This window comes from Blautia sp. CGZ-1-C1, from assembly GCF_056504575.1.
In genome coordinates this window covers 14,640-36,420 of the sequence record NZ_JBWLUT010000179.1, presented here as the reverse complement: position 1 = coordinate 36,420, position 21,781 = coordinate 14,640, and the positions used below count along the sequence as shown (strand labels likewise).

The following is a 21,781-nucleotide window of genomic DNA, read 5'->3' as shown; positions in this document are numbered from 1 at the left end:
TCTCAAATAATGTAACCAAACAGGCAATTAAAGATGCCTGTACTGCTTATAAGAACTTTTTCAGGGGTTTGCAAAAGTTCCCAGGATTCAAGTCAAAAAAGAGATCAATGCCGAAGTTCTATCAGGACAACGTTAAGATACGCTTCAGTAATACACACGTTAAATTTGAAGGCTTTTCTTCCGGCAGGAAAGCAAATAAAAAAATGAATTGGGTAAGACTTGCAGAACATGGACGTATTCCGACAAATGCTAAATATATGAACCCGAGAATATCTTTTGACGGATTGAACTGGTGGATCAGCGTATGTGTAGAATTTCCTGACTGCAGGGAAACACTTAATGATGACGGAGTCGGCATAGACCTGGGAATCAAAGATCTGGCTGTCTGCTCTGATGGGACTAAGTATAAGAACATCAATAAGAGTCGGAAAGTAAAGAAATTAGAAAAACAGAAACGCAGATTACAGCGTAGTATCTCTCGTTCTTACGAGAAAAATAAGAAAGGGGAAAGTTACTGTAAAACAAATAATGTAATCAGAAAGGAAAAACTTTTATTAAAACGAAATCACAGATTAACAAACATCCGTAAAAATTATTTAAATCAGACCATATCGGAGATCGTAAATCGAAAACCAAGATTTATATGTATTGAAGATCTGAATGTCAGCGGAATAATGAAAAACAGACATTTATCCAAAGCAGTTCAGGCACAGGAATTTTTTGGGTTTAGAAAACAGCTTGAATATAGGTGCAGCGATAAAGGGAACCAGCTTATTGTGGTCGATCGGTTTTATCCATCCTCAAAGCTTTGCAGCTGTTGTGGAAACATCAAAAAAGATCTGAAGTTATCTGACAGAGTTTATAGATGTGCGTGTGGGAATATGATTGACAGGGATTTCCAGGCATCTATAAATCTCAAGACTTATGGAGAAAAATTTGCAGGCTGACACTGAAATGTTAATGCAAATATGTACGGATACGTTAGTCTGGAATTTACGCCTATGGAGAGTACAGGAACTTGTGAGTAGATTGATATTTATATCATCAAAAGCATACTCGTTGAAGTAGGAATGGAACATAGAAGTTTATAACTTTTTATAAGTTTTCAGTAACGGAGGCTGCATATGTTTTATGGGAGAGAAACTGAGAGAAAAAAATTGTGTACCATGTTCCGCTCAGACGGTCAAATGATTTCTCTGATTTATGGCAGACGGCGAATTGGAAAAAGTGAACTTATTAAGCAGGTACTAAAAGAAACAGATATAAAAAGCATTTATTATGAATGTAAACAAACTACAGAACAGAATAATGTAGAAAGTTTAGCTGAACTTATAGGCGAAATATTTGACTTTCCCAAACCTGCATTTGAAAATATGGAAGCTCTGTTGCGATTTTTGTTTAAAAAATCAGAAAAAGAACCGATGATTTTTGTTTTGGATGAATATCCATATTTAAGGGAAAATTCAAAGGGACTTGACAGCGTTTTGCAATCTGTCATAGATCATTACAAAGATACTTCTAATATGAAACTTATTGTCTGTGGTTCTTATGTGGATACGATGAAAGCTCTTTTGGAAAAACAAAATCCGCTATATGGAAGAATTGATCTTACGATTAATCTGAAGCCAATGGACTATTATGAATCAGCAATGTTTTATTCTGGGTTTTCAGAAGAAGATAAAGTAAGATTGTATAGTGTGTTTGGTGGAATTCCGTATTATAACCGGCTGATTGATGCAAAAAAAGTGTACGGGAGAATATCATTGAATTGATTGCTTCATCCGGGGCACGTCTGGAAAATGAGGTATCTATGTACCTGAACTCAGAAATTTCAAAAATTACAAATGCAAATGAAGTCTTTGAAGCACTTGCAAAAGGATTTAGCAGATATAAAGATATCCTTGACCAGTCGAATGTCTCAAGCGGACCTGCGTTAGTAGATATTCTTGATAAGCTGATGCGCATGGATGTTGTTGCAAAAGAAGCTCCGATTAACGATGAAAACAACAGAAAAAAATCGGGATATTTTATTTCAGATAATCTGTCTTTGTTCTATTATAAATATATTTTCAGAAATATGTCGCGAATGAATATTATGGATCCGGATATTTTTTATGATAGATATATTGCAGATGATTTTGAAACAAAATATATACCAAAGTGCTTTGAGAGGATTTGCAAACAATATCTGATCAGAAAAGAACCTATAACAGAGAGTATTGTCCAAAATGAAATCCGTCAGGTAAAACAAACCGGACTGGAATGTTATCGATATGGATTTTTTTCAAGATCAGGATTTACCTGTGAAGAAGGAACAAACCGTATATTGATTGAATTAAGGGAATTGTATAAATAAAAGGCTGATTCCAGTGCCCGTATGGATAGTATAAGTAAATACAGGTCATCTGCTGTCGGAGCAGAAAAAAATGCAAAGTAGTGCTGAGTAAAGATAATAAAATCAAATACTCAGCATAATTTTTGCAGAGAAAATCCCGTTTTCATAGGTGAAACTGCATGCACCGCCGTTTTTGTCGGTAATGTGGCGGACGGATTCGATTCCTATGCCGTTTCCTGAGCGTTTGGAGGATTGGAAAATATTGTTTTTTTGCTGTATTTTGCCATCGAAGGTGTTCTCCACATGAATCAGAAGGAGATGATTATGGTGGGGGTAAACTTCCACATTAATCTTTCTGCGGGCAGGCTCTGTTTTCGCACTTGCCTGGATGGCATTTTCCAGCAGATTGGAAAACACAAGGCACAGATTAATCTCATCTATGGAAAGATCAGCAGGCAGAGAAACCAGTGCATGAAAAGGAATGTTTTCTCTTTCTGCAAGGGTGGAATAATATCCGAAAACACTGTCAACAGCCTGATTTTCACAGAAATGCAGGTTATAGTCAGAGATTTTTCCGGTTGCAGCGGAGAGATATTTTTTGATCTTTTCCATGTCACCCTGTTCTGCCAGAGAGGATAACTGCACAAAGTGATGCCGGATATCGTGACGCGCCTGTCTGGCTTCTTCAATAGCCATGCAGAGATTCTCGTATCTTTCCTGCTGAAGAGTAAGAAAATGGTTCTCCTGCTGAAGTCTGGCATTTTTGTTCAGACTGACTGCCATCATAAGAAACATGACATAAAACAGAAGCAGGATTATGAGCAGTACAAGACTTAAAACAATATAGCACTGCAGGACCCGTCCGGTATATAAAGTACCGCGGTATTTAGGAATCATAAAAAGATTCACTCCGATGAAGATTACCGGAAGAATCCAGAATACGTACCAGGTCTGGGCAAAGTTCTCGTCTGTGATCATTGTCTGTACACAGTGGCGGGCAGGATACCAGGCTGCCAGAACAAAAAGCAGACAGATCACGTTATAGAAAATCCCGGCACCGGTGTGAAACCACAGTTCATTTTCTGTAATATGCAGGTCTGCGGTCATAAGTGCATTAACTGCCCGGGACAAACTTTTGACACATGTAAAAACTGCGAAGACTGCAAGAAAAATACTGACAGATTTCCAGACAGAGATTTTCAGTGTTTTGTGATAAATGAGCATAATCACAGGCAGCAGAGGAAACAGGAACCATCTGGTGGGAATTTGCAGGGCACAGCAAACCGCTCCTCCCAAAATACAGATTCCCAGAAGAAGAGGAAGAAGCCATGCTGTCAGCTTAAGCGGTGTCTGTCTCAGATAGCTCTTTACAGGCAGATATGCCAGCAGTATACCGGGAATGATTACGGAAAGTTCAAGTACAGGGCGAAGTATGTCAGTCATTTCAGGACCTCCTTTGGAACAGAAATTCCATAAATGTCTGTCTGGCGTTTTTGAGAAGCTTCCTGCTTACCGGGATATTACTTCCGTTATCAAGGCGAAAGCCTGTTCCGTCAAAATCAACGGCATGTTCCAGATTGATCACAACGCCCCGGTTACACTGATAGAAACGTGAGTCCATTTTCAGGGAGGTTATGAAGGAGTCAAAGGACTGACGGGTGACCAGTTCCCTTTCACCGGCAGTGTGGATGTGGATCATATGGGAAAAATGCTCTGCGTAGATTATTTTCCGGAAGGGAATCTGAATATTACTGCCGTTTACCTTTACATCTATGTATTTCCCGGAATCCGGGATGCGGGAAAGGATTTCGTCTGTCAGTGCGGAAATATCATTTTCACTGTAGGGCTTTACAAGATAGTGGAGAGCCCGGACCTGAAATCCCTCTAATGCATGGTCAGTGGAAGTTGTTGTAAAGATCAGCAGACAGTCAGTATCTGATCTGCGAAGTTCTTTTGCTGTATCAATCCCGTTAGAACCAGTCATATAAATATCCAGAAACACTACCGTGAAAGGACATTCCTTCGCTGCAGTGAGAAAAGTTTCTCCATTTTCATATTCAAATATATCTACGTGGACATTGCGCCTGGAAAATTGAGATTCCAGTCTGTTGCGAAGCAGTGTCCGTTCTTCTGAAATATCATCAACAATTGCAATTCTCATAGTAAATCTTCCTTTATTTATAAAATGATGTTAGGGTCAAAAGGCATTTTGCCCCTAACTTGATATCTACGAATTGCTTCGCTGCAAAGCAGCTCCCGCAATTTTCATAAAATTCTGCTATAAGTATATCACAAAACAATACCATAGATTTACAATTCGTGTCATTTTCTGTCGTTTCGTGACAGAATTATTGAAAAAATTTCTGACTTTTTTATAATGAGGATAACAAATGGGAGTACATCAAATGGAAGAGGAGGGATGTCGTGTATTGTATTGCCATATTGACTGATCAGGAACAGGAAGGACAGAACTGTGCGGAATATATCAGGAATTACTGTACAGAAAAGAAAGTTTTTCCATTGATTGAAATCTATCAGAATCAGGAACATTTTTTTGGGCGGATACGAAAAACAGTACCGGCAGTGGTGTTTCTTGCATTGCCAGGTGTGTCCGGGCTGAATGCGGCAGAACATCTCCGTTCCCTGTATCCGAAATGTGGGATTATCTGGTGCAGTGATCTTGATTTTTCGCTTCATGCGTTCAGGATGCGGATAGAATATTTTTTTATGAAACCTGTGGAAGAGCAGAAAATAAAAGAAGGACTCTCCATCTGGTTTGAATGCAGAAATGTAATATGACAAAAACACTCAGGAGGAAAACAATTATGAAGAAAACAATTATGAAGAAAAGAGCTTTAATTCTTACAATAATCGCTTTTATAGCAACTACAACATCTGAACCGTCAATAAATATGGTACGTGCAGAGGAAACACAGGTAGAAGAAACACAGACAGAGGAAAATGCAGGTCAGACATCAGAACTGCCTATAAAGACACTTACACCGAAGGTTATCGACGAGAATCCTTATATGGCAGCAAGTGATTCCAATATTCATCATGACTGCTATAATACAGATTCAACAGATGAGGTATTGCCTGTTGATATTTATTCTGAGATCAATGTTTCTTATGAAAAAGTTAATCCCAATGCTTCGCCGGCAGTCTTTTTTGATTCCTATGGACATTCTGTGGTTCCTCTTCTGGGTGGCCTGGCGATCCGTGATATTAATGCAGATGAGGCACAGACCCTGGGCTATTTTTCACCAAAACAGCATGACAATGGAAGCTATCTGATACAGAGTTCATATTCTTTTGTAGATGAGAGCAATCGCATTGTGTGTCCGACGAACGATAATCGGGTACTTATGCTTAAGGCTACAGATGAGGAGGGAAATGTACTTCCGGAATTTGAGAAGGTTCTGGATATCGACATTAAAGCGGCAGCAGAGGCAGCACTTGGAAAAACACTGGATCAGAATCTGTTATCTGTAGTTTTTGATTATGAGGGAAATCTCTGGTTTGCAACAGGAGGCTTCCGCATTTATCCCGACAGAAAACAGCAGGGAACCTTTGGCTATGTTTCACGTGCAGCTATCGATAAGATCCTGAATGGAGAAGATGTGGATCTGTCAGATGCAGTGTTTGTATATGAACTGGAACCGGGAGAGGGTGCAGAGAATGGTATTGCGGCATCTAAGGAGGGTGCGGTCATTCTGACAAATCTGAAGTGTTATCTGCTCCAGGCGGATAATGGTGTGAAAAAAGTCTGGGAAACTTCCTATAAAAGTGTGGGTGCCAAGGAAAGCAAAGAAGGCGATGAGACGACAGGCGGCGGTCTTGCATGGGGAGGTGGATGTTCCCCGTCTCTGACCAAAGATCTGGTTATGTTTACAGATAATCAGGATCCGGTAAATCTTATTGCGGTAGATATGAAAACAGGAGAACAGGTTGCGAGTATGCCTGTTATAGATGAGCTTCCGGAAGGTACACAGGTGTCTGTGGAAAATTCTGCAATTGTATATGATGATGGAGAGGGAACAGTAAGCACGATCGTATGTAACTGGTTTGGTGCAGGAAGTGCGAAGCTTGGAGAAGCAGATAATGATTCCTCAATACAAAGCTATGAGAATATTTATGATGTGGGCTGGCTGAGACAGGGCAATAAAATGATCGCGCCGGGTATAGAACGTGTGGATACAGTTAAGACGGAGAACGGATATGAGATGAAGAGTATCTGGTGCAGAAGTGATCTGTCTGACACTTCCATGATGAAGCTGTCCACTGCAACAGGGTATATTTACGGATATGTTCAGGATATGGAAACCGGTATGTGGCAGTATATCATGCTTGATTTTGAGACAGGCGAGACTGTGTTTACCATGGATATTTCTGACAAGCCGGGATATAACAACATGGCTATCGGTATGTATGCGGGAAACAGCGGAAATGCGCTCTATTGTCCGACCGGCTATCTGGAACTTCTGAGACTTCAGGACCGGTTTGTATATCTGCCGGAAATGCCTTACCGCAAGGTGGATCTGGATCAGGCAATGCGCAATGTGTTAAGCCAGGAGAAATTTGCAGCAGACGGTGGCCAGGGAGATGTGGAAGGATGGCTGAACACGATCACAGTTGAAAATGTACATCCGAATACGACCGTTGCAATACGTATGAAAGGAATCTCAGGGGAAACAGGTTCTTTGAAGCTGTATGCATATGGTACAGATGGTACCTTGAAGGAAGTTCCGACAGAAAAATGGCATATCCAGACAGAAGATGGTGAAACACCGGATACGCTGACAGAAGATGTACTGTATGAGGTACACATGACTGTGGAAGATGGCGGCGATTTTGACCTCAGTGAAACGGAAAAAGAAATTAAGATGTCCGCTGTTCTGGGTGCCTGATCAGATTTGAATAACTGCGCGTCGCATTCTCGTTACTTTAGTGATGAGTTAGACATTTACACAAAATGCAAAAATGCCACAGGTTATGAGATCCTACTTGGAAACAAATACAAGACCTCCGCAGGAGAGAAATATCCTGTTAAGAAATACGTGAAACGTACAGAAGACAAAAATACCGTAACTGTAACCTTTACAAACGTAAAGAAAGGCACCTGGTATGTGACAGTACGTTCCTGGAATAAGACTTCCAAGGATAAATCCAGAGTTTACAGTCCATACTCCACAATGAAGAAATTTACTGTATGTTTTTTTCGTAACTGAATAGACTAATACTAAAGAAAACAAGAGGTACTGCTAAACAGCGGTGCCTCTTTTCGACATAAGAATGATTACCGGAGTAAGCAGAATGATCATATTATTCAGGAGGGCAGATTTATGTGGGGATTTATAGTGGCATTGATTTCAGGGGCGCTGATGAGTATTCAGGGTGTTTTTAACACGGAGGTGACAAAGCAGACCAGTCTTTGGGTATCAACCGGCTGGGTGCAGCTGTCGGCTTTTGCAGTCTGTGTTTTTGCCTGGCTTTTTACAGGCCGGGAAAGTGTGGCTGCACTCTGGCAGGTGGACAATAAATATACACTCCTTGGTGGTGTGATCGGAGCGTTTATTACAATTACAGTAATCCAGAGCATGGGAGCTCTTGGACCGGCAAAGGCAGCAATGCTGATCGTTATTTCTCAGCTGGCAGTTGCCTATGTAATTGAATTGGCCGGGCTGTTTGGGGTAGATAAAGAACCATTTGAATGGCGCAAAATCCTTGGATTGCTGATCGCGATTTCCGGAATTGTTATATTTAAGTGGCAAAAATAAGAGTTTACTATTGTAAAATCATTAAGATTTCGTTACAATAAGGGTGGCATTATGGACAGGGGGACTCTTACTCTGAGAAATAAGAGGAGGACCCTTATGATAAAAATAAAAAACAGATGTTGTTATGCTGTGATGCTGATATTGTGCGGAACTTTGTTTCTTACAGGACTGACAGGATGTAAGAGCAGAGAGGCACAGTTTCTGATAGATGGATTGCAGGAAGCAAAGGCAGAGGTGGATGCGGAGTCATCAGAAGAGAAAACATCAGGACAGAAGTCGAAGAAAGATACAGATGAGAAGAAAGCTGATACAGAAGACCGACAGAATGATGATGGCAGTTCTGCAGAGTCCCGGAAAAAACAGGCAGAATCAGGTGGTTCAGATGCAGGTAATGGGACGGAGATAAAATCAACTGGGGAAACACAGCCTGAGATGATCTATGTAGATGTGTGCGGAGCAGTTGCAAATCCGGGAGTCTTTCAGCTGGCAGCCGGAAGCCGGGTGTTTCAGGCTATTGAGGCAGCCGGAGGATATCTTCCTGAGGCAGTGCAGAATTGTGTAAACCGTGCAGGAGTTCTGACAGATGGACAGCAGCTTTATATTCTTACACAGGAAGAGATGGAGCAGCAGGGGTTGGATCCGGCAGAGATGGCCGGAGCATCAGATGGACAGATGAACGGAAGTGCCGGGACAGGACAGAACACAGGGATAGCCGCTCAGGCTCAGCAGGATAACAGGATCAACATAAATACAGCAGATGAAACCCAGCTTACCACACTGACAGGAATCGGTGCGACACGTGCGCAGGCGATTATTGCCTACCGGCAGGAGAACGGGCCGTTTGCTGCGATAGAAGAGATTATGAATGTACAGGGTATCAAAGAAGGTACTTTTGCAAAGATAAAAGATGAGATAGTAGTAGGATAAGGAGAACCGAATGAGCAGGAAAGTTTTGGTAGTAGATGATGAGAAGCTGATTGTAAAAGGAATCCGTTTCAGTCTTGAGCAGGATGGTATGGAAGTGGACTGCGCTTACGATGGAGAAGAAGCAGTAGAGAAAGCAAAAGATAAAAAATACGATATTATCCTTCTGGATCTGATGCTGCCAAAGATGGACGGACTGGAAGTGTGTCAGCAGATTCGCGAATTTTCCAACGTACCAATCGTGATGCTGACAGCTAAGGGCGAAGATATGGACAAGATTCTTGGCCTGGAATATGGCGCTGATGATTATATCACCAAGCCATTTAACATCCTGGAGGTGAAAGCGCGTATCAAAGCAATCATGCGACGTGCAGGAAGTGACCATGAGGAGAAGGAAAAAGCCAAGAGTATCGAGGTGGGCGATCTTCGTATGGACTGCGAAGGAAGACGTGTGTTTATCGCAGGCAGAGAGATCAATCTGACAGCGAAGGAATTCGACGTACTGGAACTTCTCGTGTTTAACCCGAATAAAGTTTACAGCCGTGAGAACCTGCTGAATATTGTATGGGGATACGAATATCCGGGTGATGTGCGTACAGTGGATGTACATATCCGCCGCCTCCGCGAGAAGATTGAAACCAATCCGAGTGAGCCGAAATACGTGCACACCAAATGGGGCGTGGGATATTATTTCCAGGCACAATAAGATTTAACCGAATCAAGTAAGTTCCTTTCTTCAATTGCAAATATCCGATTGACAAGGAAAAATTTTAAAGATGAAATTGTAATGCAGTTGTGAAGATTGGAAATAGCTGTAATATAACAGAAAACAAAGAAGCTGATATTTCATAAATCATATGGTTATGAAATATCAGCTTTTTTGTATCAGTATCATTGTATCAGTATCATAGGAAATTACTCAGTAATATTTCTATGATATAAAAATCCTCCAGACAGGATCGAGAATATCTTGTCAACTTGATGTGGTGTTTAGTTTTGTTTTGTCTTATTTAGTGTGTAATTTTATTAATTTGATAAAAATTAAACAAACAAAAGCAACATTTATAGAGAAAAATGATATAAAATTAGAAAATTTCTATAAATCAGGTTGTTAAAATGACGAAAAAGGGTTATAATTATCGTTACAATATGTAAAGAGTGCAATAAAAAGAGAAAAAGAAGGTATAAGGAGGGTGCGAAATGCTAGATCAATCATTTTATCAGAAAGCGGACGAGATTATTGCTTTCTATGGTAAAAAGCCGGCATCACTGATTCCGATCATGCAGGATATTCAGGGCGTGTACAGATATCTGCCGGGAGAACTGCTGACCTATGTGGCTGATCAGATCGGAGTAACAGAAGCGAAAGCATTCAGTGTTGCAACATTCTATGAGAACTTTTCATTCGAGGCAAAAGGTAAATATGTGATCAAGGTCTGTGACGGAACAGCCTGTCATGTAAGAAAATCCATTCCGGTTCTGGAAGAACTGTATAAGAAACTTGGTCTGTCCAAGACAAAAAAGACGACAGACGATATGATGTTTACAGTGGAAACAGTTTCCTGTCTTGGTGCATGCGGACTTGCGCCGACAATGATGGTCAATGATGATGTTCATCCGAGAATGACACCGGAGAAAGCAGATGAGCTGATTGATAAACTGAGAGGGGGCGAACAGGGATGATCCAGAATAAAGAAGCATTGGACCAGGTCAGAGAAGAAGCCATAAAGGTGCTGGATTCTTATGACTGTCGTATTCTCGTCTGTTCAGGTACCGGATGTGTAGCGACCGGTTCCCAGAAGATTTATGAGAAATTCCTGGAGATCGCCAAGGATGCCCCGGGAGTAAGTATTGAATTTGGACCTCATGACAAAGATGCACACGTAGGTGTGAAGAAAACCGGATGTCAGGGTGTCTGTGAACTTGGACCGCTGGTTCGTATCCAGAAGGGTGACGACGTAATCCAGTATACAAAGGTTCAGATCGAAGACTGCCAGGAGATTTTTGAAAAGAGCGTTCAGGGAAATGAGACAATCGAGAGACTGCTTTATCAGAAAGGCGGTAAGGTAAGCCGCGGACCACAGGATATCCCGTTTATCGCAAAACAGACACGAATCGTTCTGAAAAACTGTGGCAAATTTGATGCGGAATCTCTGCAGGAATACATAGCAAGCGGTGGTTTCCAGGCGCTGGAGAAAGCGATGTTTGAGATGGATCCGGATCTGGTTATCGATCAGGTTGATAAATCCGGTATCCGCGGACGTGGAGGCGGTGGCTTCCCGGCTGGTAAGAAATGGATTCAGGTAGCCCGTCAGGCTGATCCTGTTCATTATGTAGTATGTAATGGTGATGAGGGTGACCCGGGAGCATTTATGGATGGCTCCGTAATGGAAGGTGATCCGTATCGTCTGATCGAAGGTATGATGCTTGCAGCTTACGCAGTAAGAGCACAGCATGGATATATTTATGTACGTGCAGAATATCCGCAGTCTGTAGCACGTCTGAAACATGCAATTGCAGTTCTGGAGGAGAACGGACTTCTGGGAGACAATATTCTCGGAACAGGATTCTCTTTCCATATGCATATCAACCGTGGTGCAGGTGCTTTCGTATGTGGTGAAGGCTCTGCCCTTACTGCTTCTATCGAGGGAAGCAGAGGTATGCCTCGTGTAAAACCGCCTCGTACAGTAGAGCAGGGACTTTGGGCGAAACCTACAGTCCTTAATAACGTAGAAACTTATGCAAATATTCCGGAAATCATTCTCAAAGGTGCTGACTGGTACAGAAGTATCGGTACAGAGGGTTCACCTGGAACAAAGACTTTCTCATTGACCGGTTCTATCGAAAATACAGGTCTGATCGAAGTTCCGATGGGAACAACTTTAAGAGAGATTATTTTCGATATCGGTGGAGGACTGAAATCCGGCGCTGCATTCAAGGCTGTTCAGATTGGTGGTCCGTCCGGCGGATGTCTGACAGAAGAACATCTGGATGTACCGCTTGACTTTGACTCTGTCAAGAAATACGGAGCGATCGTTGGTTCCGGTGGTCTGGTAGTTATGGACGAACATACCTGTATGGTAGAGGTTGCACGATTCTTCATGGGCTTTACTCAGAGAGAATCCTGCGGTAAATGCGGACCTTGCCGTATCGGTACGAAACGTATGCTTGAGATTCTTGAGAAGATCGTAGATGGTAAAGGTGAGATGGAAGATCTGGAGAAACTGGAACATCTTGGAAACTTTATCAAAGACCGTTCACTTTGCGGACTTGGTAAGAGTGCACCGCTTCCGGTACTTTCCACTTTAAAGAACTTCCGTGATGAATATGTAGAACATATCGTAGATAAGAAGTGCGCAGCTCATGTATGTAAGGCAATGCGTTCTTATGTGATCGATCCTGAAAAATGTAAAGGATGTACCAAGTGTGCAAGAAACTGCCCGGTTGGTGCTATCACAGGAAATAAGAAAGAGCCTCACAGCATTGATACCTCCAAGTGTATTAAGTGCGGAACATGTCTGGAAAATTGTGTATTCGGTGCAATTTCTGTGAATTAAGGAGGGTGAAAAGATGATTCATTTGACAATAGATGGAATTCCTGCAGAGGTAGAGAAAGGTACGACTATTCTGCAGGCTGCCAGACAGATCGGAGTGGAGATTCCTACACTCTGCTATCTGGAGAATGTATTGCCGGATGGTTCCTGCCGTTTATGCGTGGTAGAAGTAACAAACAATGGCAGAACCAAATTTGATACGGCATGTACACTTCGCTGTTCAGAAGGAGACGAAGTACAGACAATGTCCGAGAAGGTAGTTGCATATCGTAAAGATACACTTGACCTCCTTCTTTCCGACCATCGTGTACATTGCTTCTCATGCGAGGCAAACGGTGACTGTAAATTACAGGATTACTGTTTTGAATATGGTGTAACTGAGACAAGCTATCCTGGTGAAATGAAGGATATGCCGATTGATGATACAAACAAATTTTTTACCTATGATCCAAGCCTGTGTATTCTCTGCCACCGCTGCGTGAATACCTGTAAAGAAATCGTAGGAAGAGGTGCGATCGATACCATGGATCGTGGTTTCAACTCCGTAATCGGTGCACATTATAAACATAAATGGAATGAAGGTATCTGTGAATCCTGTGGTAACTGTGTTCAGGCCTGTCCGACAGGTGCGTTAACCATGAAGCGCAGAAAGAAATATCGTCCATACCAGATTGACAAGAAGGTTCTGACTACCTGTCCACATTGTGCAACAGGCTGCCAGTATTATCTCCTCATAAAAGACGGAAAGATTGTGGATACAGAGGCTGCAAACGGACCATCCAACAAAGGTCTGCTCTGCGTTAAAGGCCGCAGCGGAAGCTTCGATTTCGTACAGTCTCCGGAGCGTATCAAATATCCGTTAATTAAGAATAAAGAGACAGGTGAATTTGAACGTGCAACATGGGATGAAGCACTTGATCTTGTAGCTTCCAAGTTTATGGAAATCAAGAAGAAATATGGCTCTGATTCCCTTGCAGGTTTTGCATGCTCCAGATCACCCAATGAAGATATTTACATGGTACAGAAGATGGTTCGCTGCTGCTTCGGCACCAACAATACAGACAACTGTGCACGTGTATGTCATTCCGCATCTGTATCAGGTCTTGCAATGACTCTTGGCTCAGGCGCCATGACAAACCCTATCGAAGATATCACAAAGAATGCAGATCTGATCATGCTGGTTGGTTCCAATCCTGAGGAAGCACATCCTGTAGTCGGCATGCAGATCCGTCAGGCCATCAAGAGAGGCTGCAAGCTGATCGTAGTTGACCCTCGTGATATTGGTCTGGCTAAGAAAGCAGATATCCATCTGAAACTGAAACCAGGTACAAATGTTGCTTTTGCAAACGGTATCATGAATGTGATCCTTTCTGAAGGTCTTCAGGATGACAAGTTCATCGCAGAGCGTACAGAAGGTTTCGAAGAATTAAAGGAAATCGTAAAAGATTACACACCTGAGAAGGTAGCTGAGATCTGCCACATTGACGCAGACGATCTTAGAAAAGCAGCGATCATGTATGCAAAAGCTGATCGCGCTCCGATCATCTACTGCCTTGGTGTAACCGAACATTCCACAGGTACAGAGGGCGTTATGTCCATGTCCAATATGGCGATGATGGTTGGCAAGCTTGGACGTGAAGGCTGTGGTGTTAACCCGCTTCGTGGACAGAATAACGTACAGGGTGCCTGCGATATGGGTGCTCAGCCGAATGTATATCCAGGATATCAGAAGGTTACTGATCCTGCAGTTCGTGAGAAATTCGAGAAAGCATGGGGTGTAAAACTTGATCCGAATATCGGAACTCATGCAACTGATGTATTCCCGAAGGCAATCACAGGCGAGATCAAGGGTCTGTATATTTATGGTGAGGACCCGGTAGTTACTGATCCGGATACTACACACATTATCAAAGCATTAAAGAGCCTTGATTTCTTTGTACTTCAGGAACTTTTCATGACAGAGACAGCTCAGTATGCAGATGTTATTCTTCCTGGTGTAAGCTATGCAGAGAAAGAGGGTACATTTACCAATACAGAGCGTCGTGTACAGAGAGTCCGCAAGGCTGTCACAGTGCCTGGCGAGATGAGACTGGATACAGATATCATTATTGATCTGATGAACCGTATGGGATATCCGCAGCCACATCTGACATCTGCACAGATCATGGACGAGATCGCATCTCTGACACCGAGCTTTGCAGGTATCAGCCATGAACGTCTCGATAGTGAAGAAGTTCACGGACAGGGACTTCAGTGGCCATGTACATCCAAGGATCATCCGGGAACCCCGATCATGCATGTGGGTAAATTCTCCCGTGGTCTTGGCTGGTTCTATCCGGCTAAATATGTACCGTCCGCAGAGCTTCCGGATGATGATTATCCGATCATCCTGATGACAGGACGTATCCTGTATCACTACACAACAAGAGCTATGACCGGAAAGACACCTGAGCTTATGGAAATCGAAGGTAAATCATTTATTGAAATGAATATCGTAGATGCAGATAAACTTGGTATCAAAAACGGTGATAAAGTCAGAGTTTCTTCCAGACGAGGATTTATCGAATCTACCGCACGTGTAGGTACTAAGACTTCACCGGGTGAGAGCTGGATGCCATTCCACTTCCCGGATGGAAATGCAAACTGGCTGACGAATGCAGCACTTGACAAATATGCAAGAATACCGGAATATAAGGTATGTGCAGTTAAGATTGAGAAAGCATAAAAATTATATGGGGCTGTCGCTTGGATCTGCTGTCCTGGCGGCAGCTCCATATTCCTTTATATAAAATGAGATGAAATGATTTTTTATTTATTTACCAGAGCTTTTTTAACACGCTCTAAGATTATTACAAGGAGTATGTGGCATGCAGAGATTTCAGTCAATCCTTCAGTTTAAGAAAGTCAGTTGTAAGAACTGCTATAAATGTGTCCGAAACTGCCCGGTCAAGGCGATTCGAGTCCATGATCATCAGGCGAGAATTATCGAGAGCCAGTGTATTTATTGTGAGAAATGTATTCTTGTCTGTCCGCAGGATGCCAAGGAAGAACAGAATATGATCCCGGCGATTCGCAGTGCAATGGAAAATAAAGCGCAGGTTATTGCCTCGCTTCATCCGGCATATCTGGCGCGGTTCGGGGTAACTGGAATCAATAAAATCAGAGAAGCAATGAAGAAACTGGGATTTGCAGATGTGGCAGATGCGGCTGAGGGCGCAAGTTTGATGACGGCGCAGTATCGGGCTCTTTTTCCGGAACAGAAAGAGCTGGGTGTGATGATTTCTTCCGCCTGTCCGGTAATCGTGCAGCTGATAAAGAAACATTATCCACATCTTCTGGGAAATCTGGTGCAGTCTGCTTCTATGATGCAGTTTCATGCCAATTACCTTAAGAAGCAGTATCCGAAAGCAAGAATTGTTTATGTAAGTCCATGCATTTCTGTTATGTCAGAACTGCGGGAGCCTGGCAATGAAGTAGACTATGTGATCACGTTGGAGGAACTGGCAGAATGGCTGAAGAAGGAAGGCATTTCCGTAAAAGAGGAAGAACCGGAACGAAGTGCCTACCGCTCAAGAGAGATTGCCCTTGCAGATGGACTGACGGATCTTCTGGGAACAGTAAAGGGAATCCGTAAGCTTTCTGTAAGTGGAATGGAGCAGTGCAGGGAAGTTCTGAAAGAACTCCATCCGGAGGATTTTGAGAACTGTTTTCTGGAAATGTATGCATGCAGCGGTGGCTGTGTGGCCGGTCCGTCCTTTCAGATGAAAAAAGGACGTTACCTGGCGGATGTTTTTGCGGTTAAAAATGCAGCTTTTGGAAAAAATTTTCACGAAGAAGCGGGAGATTATGAATTACCGGAATTTGAGCTGAGAAGGAATTTCGGTTATTGTCCTGCGCAGGTTCAGGCGGAGGATGAGGTTTCTGAGGAAGAAATCAGAGATGTGCTGGCTGAAATGGGAAAATTTTCTCCAAAGGATGAATTAAACTGCGGTGCCTGCGGGTATAACACCTGCAGGGAGAAAGCAATCGCCATTATCCAGAATAAGGCTGAGGTTGCCATGTGTATTCCGTATATGCGGGCAAGGCAGGAGAGTTATTCTAATAAGGTCTTTAATGCTATGCCAGGACTTCTGGTAACAGTTGATTATAACCTGAAGATTATTCAGATGAATCAGGCTGCAACGAAGTTGTTTAATGTACCGAAAAAAAGGCGGCTGATCGGCAAACCGGTATCAGAGATCATGGACGATTACAGTCTTGCCAGCATTCTGGCTTTTGACCGGAATCTGATGCAGGATGAGATTTATCTGGAAGATCAGAAGTGTTATCTGGATCGTGTAATGACCAATGATAAAGAGAATAAAATGATACTCTGTATTATGAAGGACATCACGAAAGAACGGAAACATAAGGATCAGATTTATCATGCGCAGGTTGAAGCTGCGCGGATGGCGGATAAACTGGTGGAAGAACAGCTAAAGATCGTTCAGCAGATTGCAGGGCTTCTGGGAGAGACTGCGGCGGATACCAAGGTTGCTGTTGAAAAGCTGAAAAATACCATACTTCTGGAGAGTGAAGAACCGAATGAAAAGAAATAGGCATCAGGGACTGAATGTGGAGTTTGACAGACTTTGCATTGATTTTGGTCACGTGAGTCTGAATAAGAAGAAAGAATTCTTATGTGGAGACTGCTATAAAATTGAAGAAAATGATAAAGATCATGTGCTGGTTCTTTCGGATGGTCTGGGCAGCGGGGTGAAGGCAAATATTCTTTCCACGCTGACGGCTACGATGCTCAGTACCATGATCATCAATCAGGTAGAACTGGATGAGGCAGTGCGTGCGGTCGCAAAAACTTTGCCGGTGTGCAGTGTGCGGAATCTGGCATATGCAACCTTTACGGTGCTGAATTTTCAGGGAAAACAGGTCAGTCTTTATCAGTTTGATAATCCGGATGCGATTCTGATCAGAGATGGGAAACTCTTTGATTATCCGGTGGAAACCAGTATGATCGAAGAGAAAGAAATTCATAAGAGCTGTTTTGAGCTGAAAGAAGAGGATATGCTGATCATTATGTCTGACGGTGTGACGAATGCCGGAATGGGAAAGACCACTAATGGAGGCTGGGGCAGAGAAGATGTGATGGCTTTTTGCAGAGCGAAATATCATAAGGGTATGAGTGCGCAGGAGATGGCTGGTTATCTGGCTGAGGCAAGTCTGGATCTGAACCTGAATGAGACAGATGATGATATTACGGCTATCGTGCTTAGAATGCGTCAGAAACAGGTTGTAAACATTATGATCGGACCGCCGAGTAAGGAAGAGCATGATGAACGATATCTGAAATCTTTCTTTGAGGAAGAAGGGTATCATGTGATTTGTGGCGGGACGACTGCCCAGTGTGCTGCCAGATATCTTGGAAAAGAGCTGGTTTCTCTCAGTGATACTGCCTGCGGGGAGGTTCCGGGGTATTATAAGCTGGAAGGAGCAGAACTGGTGACGGAAGGCTTTCTCACAATTGAACATTTGCTGGAATATTGTGAGGAGTGGCTGGACGATAAGCTGGCATTTAATAAGCTGAAACGAAAGAAAGATGCAGCTGCATTGCTGGGAGTTCTGCTTTTCGAGAAGGCTACGGATATTAATTTTTATTTTGGTGGTGCGATTAATAAGAATAATGCAGAGCTGGGAATTACGGAGAAGCGTAAAGAAGAAGCGGCAGAACAGCTTGTGGAATATCTTCGGAATGCGGGGAAGAATGTCAATATTGCATTCTGGGCTATTTAACCGAATCAATAAGCAGTTATTCGGTGTAGAGTCACGTAGCGGAAGCGGATTGCGAATGTCCGATTGACTATTTATACGTTTGGCAAACAGGAAGGATGAGGCAGAAAATGGCGAAAATATTATGTGTGTGTATCAGCAAAGAACGCAAGACCAGTTCGCAGAACATTCATGAATGCGAAGCAGATCTGCAGGGACTTGTTGGCGATGTGCACTATGGAATGGGCGGAAGAAAACAGGTCAGTCTTCTCCCGTATGAAAAGGTAAAAGAATACTTTGACAAGTCAGATGAAACTTTTCGATATGGAAGGTTCGGCGAGAATCTTCTGGTAGAGGGAATTAACTGGGAAACAATTAAAGAAGGAAATAGATTTCATTGCAAAGATGTGCTTCTGGAAGTGGTTCGGATTGGAGCAGGAGGTCCTGCATCCGATGCATATAAAGGCGAGAAAGTCTGCTCACCGATGGAACCATGGTTTGTTTTTTGCCAGATTCTGAAGAAAGGAATCCTAAAAGAAGGAGCGGAAATTAAAAGATAAAAGGAGGATTTAGTGCGTGGAGGGAATCAGTGTAGAACAGGCAACAGAGATGATTCTGCAATATACGCCTGTAATAAATGAGACAGAAGAAATTGAACTGGATAAAACAGGGGGAAGAATTCTGGCACAGGATATGGTGGCAGAGTTTGACAATCCTCCTTTTGATAAATCTCCGGTGGATGGATATGCGTGTAAAGCGGAAGATCTTGCAGGTGCATCACCGGATACTCCGGTGATGCTGAAAGTAATGGAAGAGGTTGATGCGGGACAGTATTCAGAAAGAGAGATACAGAGCGGGCAGGCAGTACGCATTATGACCGGTGCTGCGATTCCGAATGGCTGCAATTGCTGTATTTATCAGGAGAATACCAATTATGGAGAAGATATCGTAGAAGTATATTGCGGGCAGGAAAAATGGGACAATTATTGCTTTGCGGGTGAGGATTTCAAAAAAGGAACGACGCTTCTGAAGAAAGATACGCGTATTGGCTATGTGGAAGCCGCTGTTCTTGCAGGTATGGGCGCGGCGAAAGTGCCGGTGTACCGTCAGCCCAAGATCGTTCTTCTGACTACAGGAGATGAAGTGGTAGAACCGGGAAGTCCTTTGCCGGAAGGAAAGATTTATAACAGCAATATGACCATGCTTTCAGCCAGACTGCGGGAGCTTGGAATCACACCTTTTTATATGGAGGCGGTCAAAGATGATCCGCATATTATGGCAGAGAAACTAAAAGAAGTGGCAGAACAGGCAGATATGATTATTACCACAGGCGGCGTTTCTGTGGGAAAGAAAGATATCATGCACGAATCCCTGAAACTCATTAGCGCAGAGAGAATTTTCTGGAGAGTAAAAATGAAACCGGGAATGCCGACACTGTTTTCGGTTTATCATAAAGCGGTTTCTGATAATGCCGCTACAGATGGCAGTGATTCCGGGAAGGATATTCCAGTTATCAGTCTTTCAGGAAATCCATTTGGTGTTGCAGTTACTGTGGAAATGTTGATTCGACCGGCATTGGAGAAAATGATGCGAAATCCGTCTGTTGGCTTGAAACAGATAGCTGGAATCATGGCTGATGACTTCCCGAAAGGAGTAAAAGGCCGCCGTTTTATCCGCGCACATTGGGAGAATGGGGAATTTCATCTTCCAAACGGACTTCATTCCAATGGCGTACTCAGCTCTATGGCAGGCTGTAACTGTCTGATTGACACGAAAACGATGGAAAAAACGGAGAGTAAGGATCTGAACGTTGGAGATAAGGTGAGCGCGATTTTACTTTGAGAGGAATAAGAAACTGGTGGAAAGAAAAAGAATATTTGCAATCAGCGGAGTGAAGAATTCCGGAAAAACAACGCTGATCTGCAAATTGCTGGAGATTTTTAAAGAAAAGGGGCTTAAGGTGGCTGTACTGAAGCATGATGGTCATGATTTTGAGCCTGATGTACCGGGAACGGATACATATCGTCAGCTTCAGGCGGGAGCTTACGGGACAGCAGTTTTTTCGGCGGGGAAATATATGCTGGTAAAGCAGCAGCCTCAGATATCGGAATCGGAATTAGTGGAATTTTTTCCGGAAGCGGATTTGATTTTGCTGGAGGGATTTAAATACAGCGATTATCCCAAAATTGAAATTATACGTAAAGGAAATTCAATGATGAGTGTCTGCAATCCAGAAAGACTGATGGCGATTGCCACCAATCTGGATGCAGAAGAAAGAGATACATTGCCTATACTGGAGAAAATACCGTTTTTTGAACTGGACAATGCAAAGAGTATAGCGGAATTTATTCTGTCGGATTATTTCCATTAAAGAGTTTCATACGGTCGCGGCGTGCGGCGCAGATTAGTGTAAGCTGATATTCTTTGGCCATGGCAACTGCCTCGGCGGATGGAGAGGCCTTACTTGCCAGAACAGGAATGCCGGCGCGGATTGCTTTGATCGCCATATCAGTAGGGATACGTCCGCTGGAATAAACGATACATTTTTTCAGATCAATGTTGTGGCGCAGAGCATAGCCGATGGCTTTGTCCAGTGCATTGTGGCGGCCGATATCCTCACACTGGAAAAGCAGTTCTCCGTCACAGGAGAGAAAACAGCTGTGAGTTGCCCAGGTCTGGCTGTGAAGCGGTGTGCCGTTTGCAAAACAGTCTGCCAGATCGAAGACCCATTGTTTCTTCCATGGAATCGGAGTGACTGGTGCAAGTGGCTCATCTGTGGTAAAATAATCATTAAGAATACGATTTCCGGTGCAGCAGGTAGGAGTAGGCGCAACATAATCTTCGTTTTCCTCATGAGGCTGCCCGGATTTATTTTTATTTAAGATCACGCGGGCACGTTTGCCAAATTCGCAGATGTAGATTTGCTCTATATCGTCAGCGGATGAGATGATTCCCTCGGTGAAGAGACGTCCGAGAACCAATTCAGCCATATGTTCCGGAATACAGACAAGCTTCATAGTTAAACGCTCATTTACGTACACATTCATCATGTGTTCCACCAGAATAGGTTCTGTCTCTTCGTGAGCTTCTCCATCACGGCCAAGAAACTCATAGGTGACATTTTCGAGAAGATTCAGATTGTGGTATTGTTCGTTGATTTTCATATGATGAGTCCTTTCTTATATAAGGAGATTTTGTATTACTGTTCGGATGATACATCATCCCCTGAGATATTTGGTACGAATGTAAAAAATGGGGGATATATGATACAAATTTATGTGTTTGGATTACGGAGCAACAGTAATATTATTTGATACTTCCAGTATAAACTGCGGTCTGTAGGGTGTCAAATGAAATGGAGATTGTTACTAGGAACGGAGTGAACAGTAACACGGAGTGAACAGTAACTGGATATTAACTATAAATTA

Annotated in this window: 20 protein-coding genes; 17 read left to right on the top strand and 3 right to left on the bottom strand. The window is 42.9% G+C overall.

Annotation, left to right across the window (positions count from 1 at the left end):
- The 3 genes from AC058W_RS16485 to AC058W_RS16475 form a co-directional block, all read left to right on the top strand.
- A partial coding sequence (locus tag AC058W_RS16485) for an RNA-guided endonuclease InsQ/TnpB family protein (protein WP_479390342.1) occupies positions 1 to 947 on the top strand: 947 nt, incomplete at its 5' end.
- Positions 948 to 1,124: 177 nt separating this feature from the next.
- Positions 1,125 to 1,772 (top strand): AAA family ATPase, encoded by a 648-nt coding sequence (locus tag AC058W_RS16480; RefSeq protein ID WP_479390341.1) that lies wholly within the window; start codon positions 1,125 to 1,127, stop codon positions 1,770 to 1,772.
- Positions 1,769 to 2,356 (top strand): DUF234 domain-containing protein, encoded by a 588-nt coding sequence (locus tag AC058W_RS16475; protein WP_242986782.1) that lies wholly within the window; start codon positions 1,769 to 1,771, stop codon positions 2,354 to 2,356. Before AC058W_RS16480 ends, AC058W_RS16475 begins: the two co-directional genes overlap by 4 nt.
- A gap of 102 nt (positions 2,357 to 2,458) precedes the next feature.
- Here the strand turns inward: AC058W_RS16475 and AC058W_RS16470 are convergent, their stop codons facing one another.
- Both AC058W_RS16470 and AC058W_RS16465 read right to left on the bottom strand, forming a co-directional pair.
- Positions 2,459 to 3,778: a sensor histidine kinase gene (locus AC058W_RS16470; RefSeq protein ID WP_117676212.1), complete on the bottom strand. Its 1,320-nt coding sequence runs from the start codon at positions 3,776 to 3,778 to the stop codon at positions 2,459 to 2,461.
- A gap of 1 nt (position 3,779) precedes the next feature.
- Positions 3,780 to 4,496 (bottom strand): LytR/AlgR family response regulator transcription factor, encoded by a 717-nt coding sequence (locus tag AC058W_RS16465; RefSeq protein WP_479390340.1) that lies wholly within the window; start codon positions 4,494 to 4,496, stop codon positions 3,780 to 3,782.
- A 263-nt stretch (positions 4,497 to 4,759) separates the two neighbouring features.
- Between AC058W_RS16465 and AC058W_RS16460 the strand changes: the two genes are divergently transcribed.
- The 14 genes from AC058W_RS16460 to mobB all read left to right on the top strand — a co-directional run bounded on the left by AC058W_RS16460 (position 4,760) and on the right by mobB (position 20,724).
- Positions 4,760 to 5,134 carry a response regulator gene (locus AC058W_RS16460; RefSeq protein WP_479390339.1) on the top strand — a complete coding sequence of 125 codons (375 nt, stop codon included), beginning with the start codon at positions 4,760 to 4,762 and terminating at the stop codon, positions 5,132 to 5,134.
- A gap of 41 nt (positions 5,135 to 5,175) precedes the next feature.
- Positions 5,176 to 7,242: a hypothetical protein gene (locus AC058W_RS16455; protein WP_479390343.1), complete on the top strand. Its 2,067-nt coding sequence runs from the start codon at positions 5,176 to 5,178 to the stop codon at positions 7,240 to 7,242.
- A gap of 6 nt (positions 7,243 to 7,248) precedes the next feature.
- Positions 7,249 to 7,563: a hypothetical protein gene (locus tag AC058W_RS16450; RefSeq protein WP_243098851.1), complete on the top strand. Its 315-nt coding sequence runs from the start codon at positions 7,249 to 7,251 to the stop codon at positions 7,561 to 7,563.
- Positions 7,564 to 7,677: 114 nt separating this feature from the next.
- Positions 7,678 to 8,112, top strand: a complete 435-nt coding sequence (locus AC058W_RS16445) for a DMT family transporter (protein WP_117676208.1) — start codon at positions 7,678 to 7,680, stop codon at positions 8,110 to 8,112.
- Positions 8,113 to 8,208: 96 nt separating this feature from the next.
- A complete protein-coding gene (locus AC058W_RS16440; protein WP_479390338.1) occupies positions 8,209 to 9,039 on the top strand; it encodes a ComEA family DNA-binding protein in 831 nt (276 codons plus the stop codon).
- 10 nt (positions 9,040 to 9,049) lie between these two features.
- Positions 9,050 to 9,742: a response regulator transcription factor gene (locus tag AC058W_RS16435; RefSeq protein ID WP_117676207.1), complete on the top strand. Its 693-nt coding sequence runs from the start codon at positions 9,050 to 9,052 to the stop codon at positions 9,740 to 9,742.
- 494 nt (positions 9,743 to 10,236) lie between these two features.
- The gene (locus tag AC058W_RS16430; RefSeq protein WP_117676206.1) at positions 10,237 to 10,719 is read left to right on the top strand and encodes a complex I 24 kDa subunit family protein; all 483 of its coding nucleotides are present in this window, start codon (positions 10,237 to 10,239) and stop codon (positions 10,717 to 10,719) included.
- The gene (locus tag AC058W_RS16425; protein WP_117676205.1) at positions 10,716 to 12,593 is read left to right on the top strand and encodes an NADH-quinone oxidoreductase subunit NuoF; all 1,878 of its coding nucleotides are present in this window, start codon (positions 10,716 to 10,718) and stop codon (positions 12,591 to 12,593) included. The genes AC058W_RS16430 and AC058W_RS16425 overlap by 4 nt, the downstream gene beginning before the upstream one ends.
- 13 nt (positions 12,594 to 12,606) lie before the next feature.
- Positions 12,607 to 15,315: a formate dehydrogenase subunit alpha gene (gene fdhF, locus AC058W_RS16420; RefSeq protein ID WP_479390337.1), complete on the top strand. Its 2,709-nt coding sequence runs from the start codon at positions 12,607 to 12,609 to the stop codon at positions 15,313 to 15,315.
- 142 nt (positions 15,316 to 15,457) lie between these two features.
- Positions 15,458 to 17,188 (top strand): [Fe-Fe] hydrogenase large subunit C-terminal domain-containing protein, encoded by a 1,731-nt coding sequence (locus tag AC058W_RS16415; protein ID WP_117844813.1) that lies wholly within the window; start codon positions 15,458 to 15,460, stop codon positions 17,186 to 17,188.
- Positions 17,175 to 18,377 carry a PP2C family protein-serine/threonine phosphatase gene (locus tag AC058W_RS16410; protein ID WP_242986779.1) on the top strand — a complete coding sequence of 401 codons (1,203 nt, stop codon included), beginning with the start codon at positions 17,175 to 17,177 and terminating at the stop codon, positions 18,375 to 18,377. The genes AC058W_RS16415 and AC058W_RS16410 overlap by 14 nt, the downstream gene beginning before the upstream one ends.
- A gap of 107 nt (positions 18,378 to 18,484) precedes the next feature.
- The gene (locus tag AC058W_RS16405; protein ID WP_118516690.1) at positions 18,485 to 18,913 is read left to right on the top strand and encodes an MOSC domain-containing protein; all 429 of its coding nucleotides are present in this window, start codon (positions 18,485 to 18,487) and stop codon (positions 18,911 to 18,913) included.
- A gap of 16 nt (positions 18,914 to 18,929) precedes the next feature.
- A complete protein-coding gene (locus tag AC058W_RS16400; RefSeq protein ID WP_479390336.1) occupies positions 18,930 to 20,195 on the top strand; it encodes a molybdopterin molybdotransferase MoeA in 1,266 nt (421 codons plus the stop codon).
- 16 nt (positions 20,196 to 20,211) lie between these two features.
- Entirely contained in the window at positions 20,212 to 20,724 is a 513-nt protein-coding gene (mobB, locus tag AC058W_RS16395) for a molybdopterin-guanine dinucleotide biosynthesis protein B (RefSeq protein WP_117676200.1), read from the top strand.
- Here the strand turns inward: mobB and fdhD are convergent.
- Entirely contained in the window at positions 20,699 to 21,517 is an 819-nt protein-coding gene (gene fdhD, locus AC058W_RS16390; protein WP_119244758.1) for a formate dehydrogenase accessory sulfurtransferase FdhD, read from the bottom strand. The genes mobB and fdhD overlap by 26 nt on opposite strands.
- Between the last annotated feature and the right edge of the window lie 264 nt (positions 21,518 to 21,781).

Coding starts and splice junctions, on each gene's coding strand:
- AC058W_RS16445 (WP_117676208.1), top strand. CDS start 7,678: ATGTGGGGATTTATAGTGGCATTGATTTCAGGGGCGCTGATGAGTATT.
- AC058W_RS16470 (WP_117676212.1), bottom strand. CDS start 3,778: ATGACTGACATACTTCGCCCTGTACTTGAACTTTCCGTAATCATTCCC.
- AC058W_RS16440 (WP_479390338.1), top strand. CDS start 8,209: ATGATAAAAATAAAAAACAGATGTTGTTATGCTGTGATGCTGATATTG.
- AC058W_RS16425 (WP_117676205.1), top strand. CDS start 10,716: ATGATCCAGAATAAAGAAGCATTGGACCAGGTCAGAGAAGAAGCCATA.
- AC058W_RS16465 (WP_479390340.1), bottom strand. CDS start 4,496: ATGAGAATTGCAATTGTTGATGATATTTCAGAAGAACGGACACTGCTT.
- AC058W_RS16415 (WP_117844813.1), top strand. CDS start 15,458: ATGCAGAGATTTCAGTCAATCCTTCAGTTTAAGAAAGTCAGTTGTAAG.
- AC058W_RS16430 (WP_117676206.1), top strand. CDS start 10,237: ATGCTAGATCAATCATTTTATCAGAAAGCGGACGAGATTATTGCTTTC.
- AC058W_RS16410 (WP_242986779.1), top strand. CDS start 17,175: ATGAAAAGAAATAGGCATCAGGGACTGAATGTGGAGTTTGACAGACTT.
- AC058W_RS16435 (WP_117676207.1), top strand. CDS start 9,050: ATGAGCAGGAAAGTTTTGGTAGTAGATGATGAGAAGCTGATTGTAAAA.
- fdhF (WP_479390337.1), top strand. CDS start 12,607: ATGATTCATTTGACAATAGATGGAATTCCTGCAGAGGTAGAGAAAGGT.
- fdhD (WP_119244758.1), bottom strand. CDS start 21,517: ATGAAAATCAACGAACAATACCACAATCTGAATCTTCTCGAAAATGTC.
- AC058W_RS16405 (WP_118516690.1), top strand. CDS start 18,485: ATGGCGAAAATATTATGTGTGTGTATCAGCAAAGAACGCAAGACCAGT.
- AC058W_RS16455 (WP_479390343.1), top strand. CDS start 5,176: ATGAAGAAAAGAGCTTTAATTCTTACAATAATCGCTTTTATAGCAACT.
- AC058W_RS16480 (WP_479390341.1), top strand. CDS start 1,125: ATGTTTTATGGGAGAGAAACTGAGAGAAAAAAATTGTGTACCATGTTC.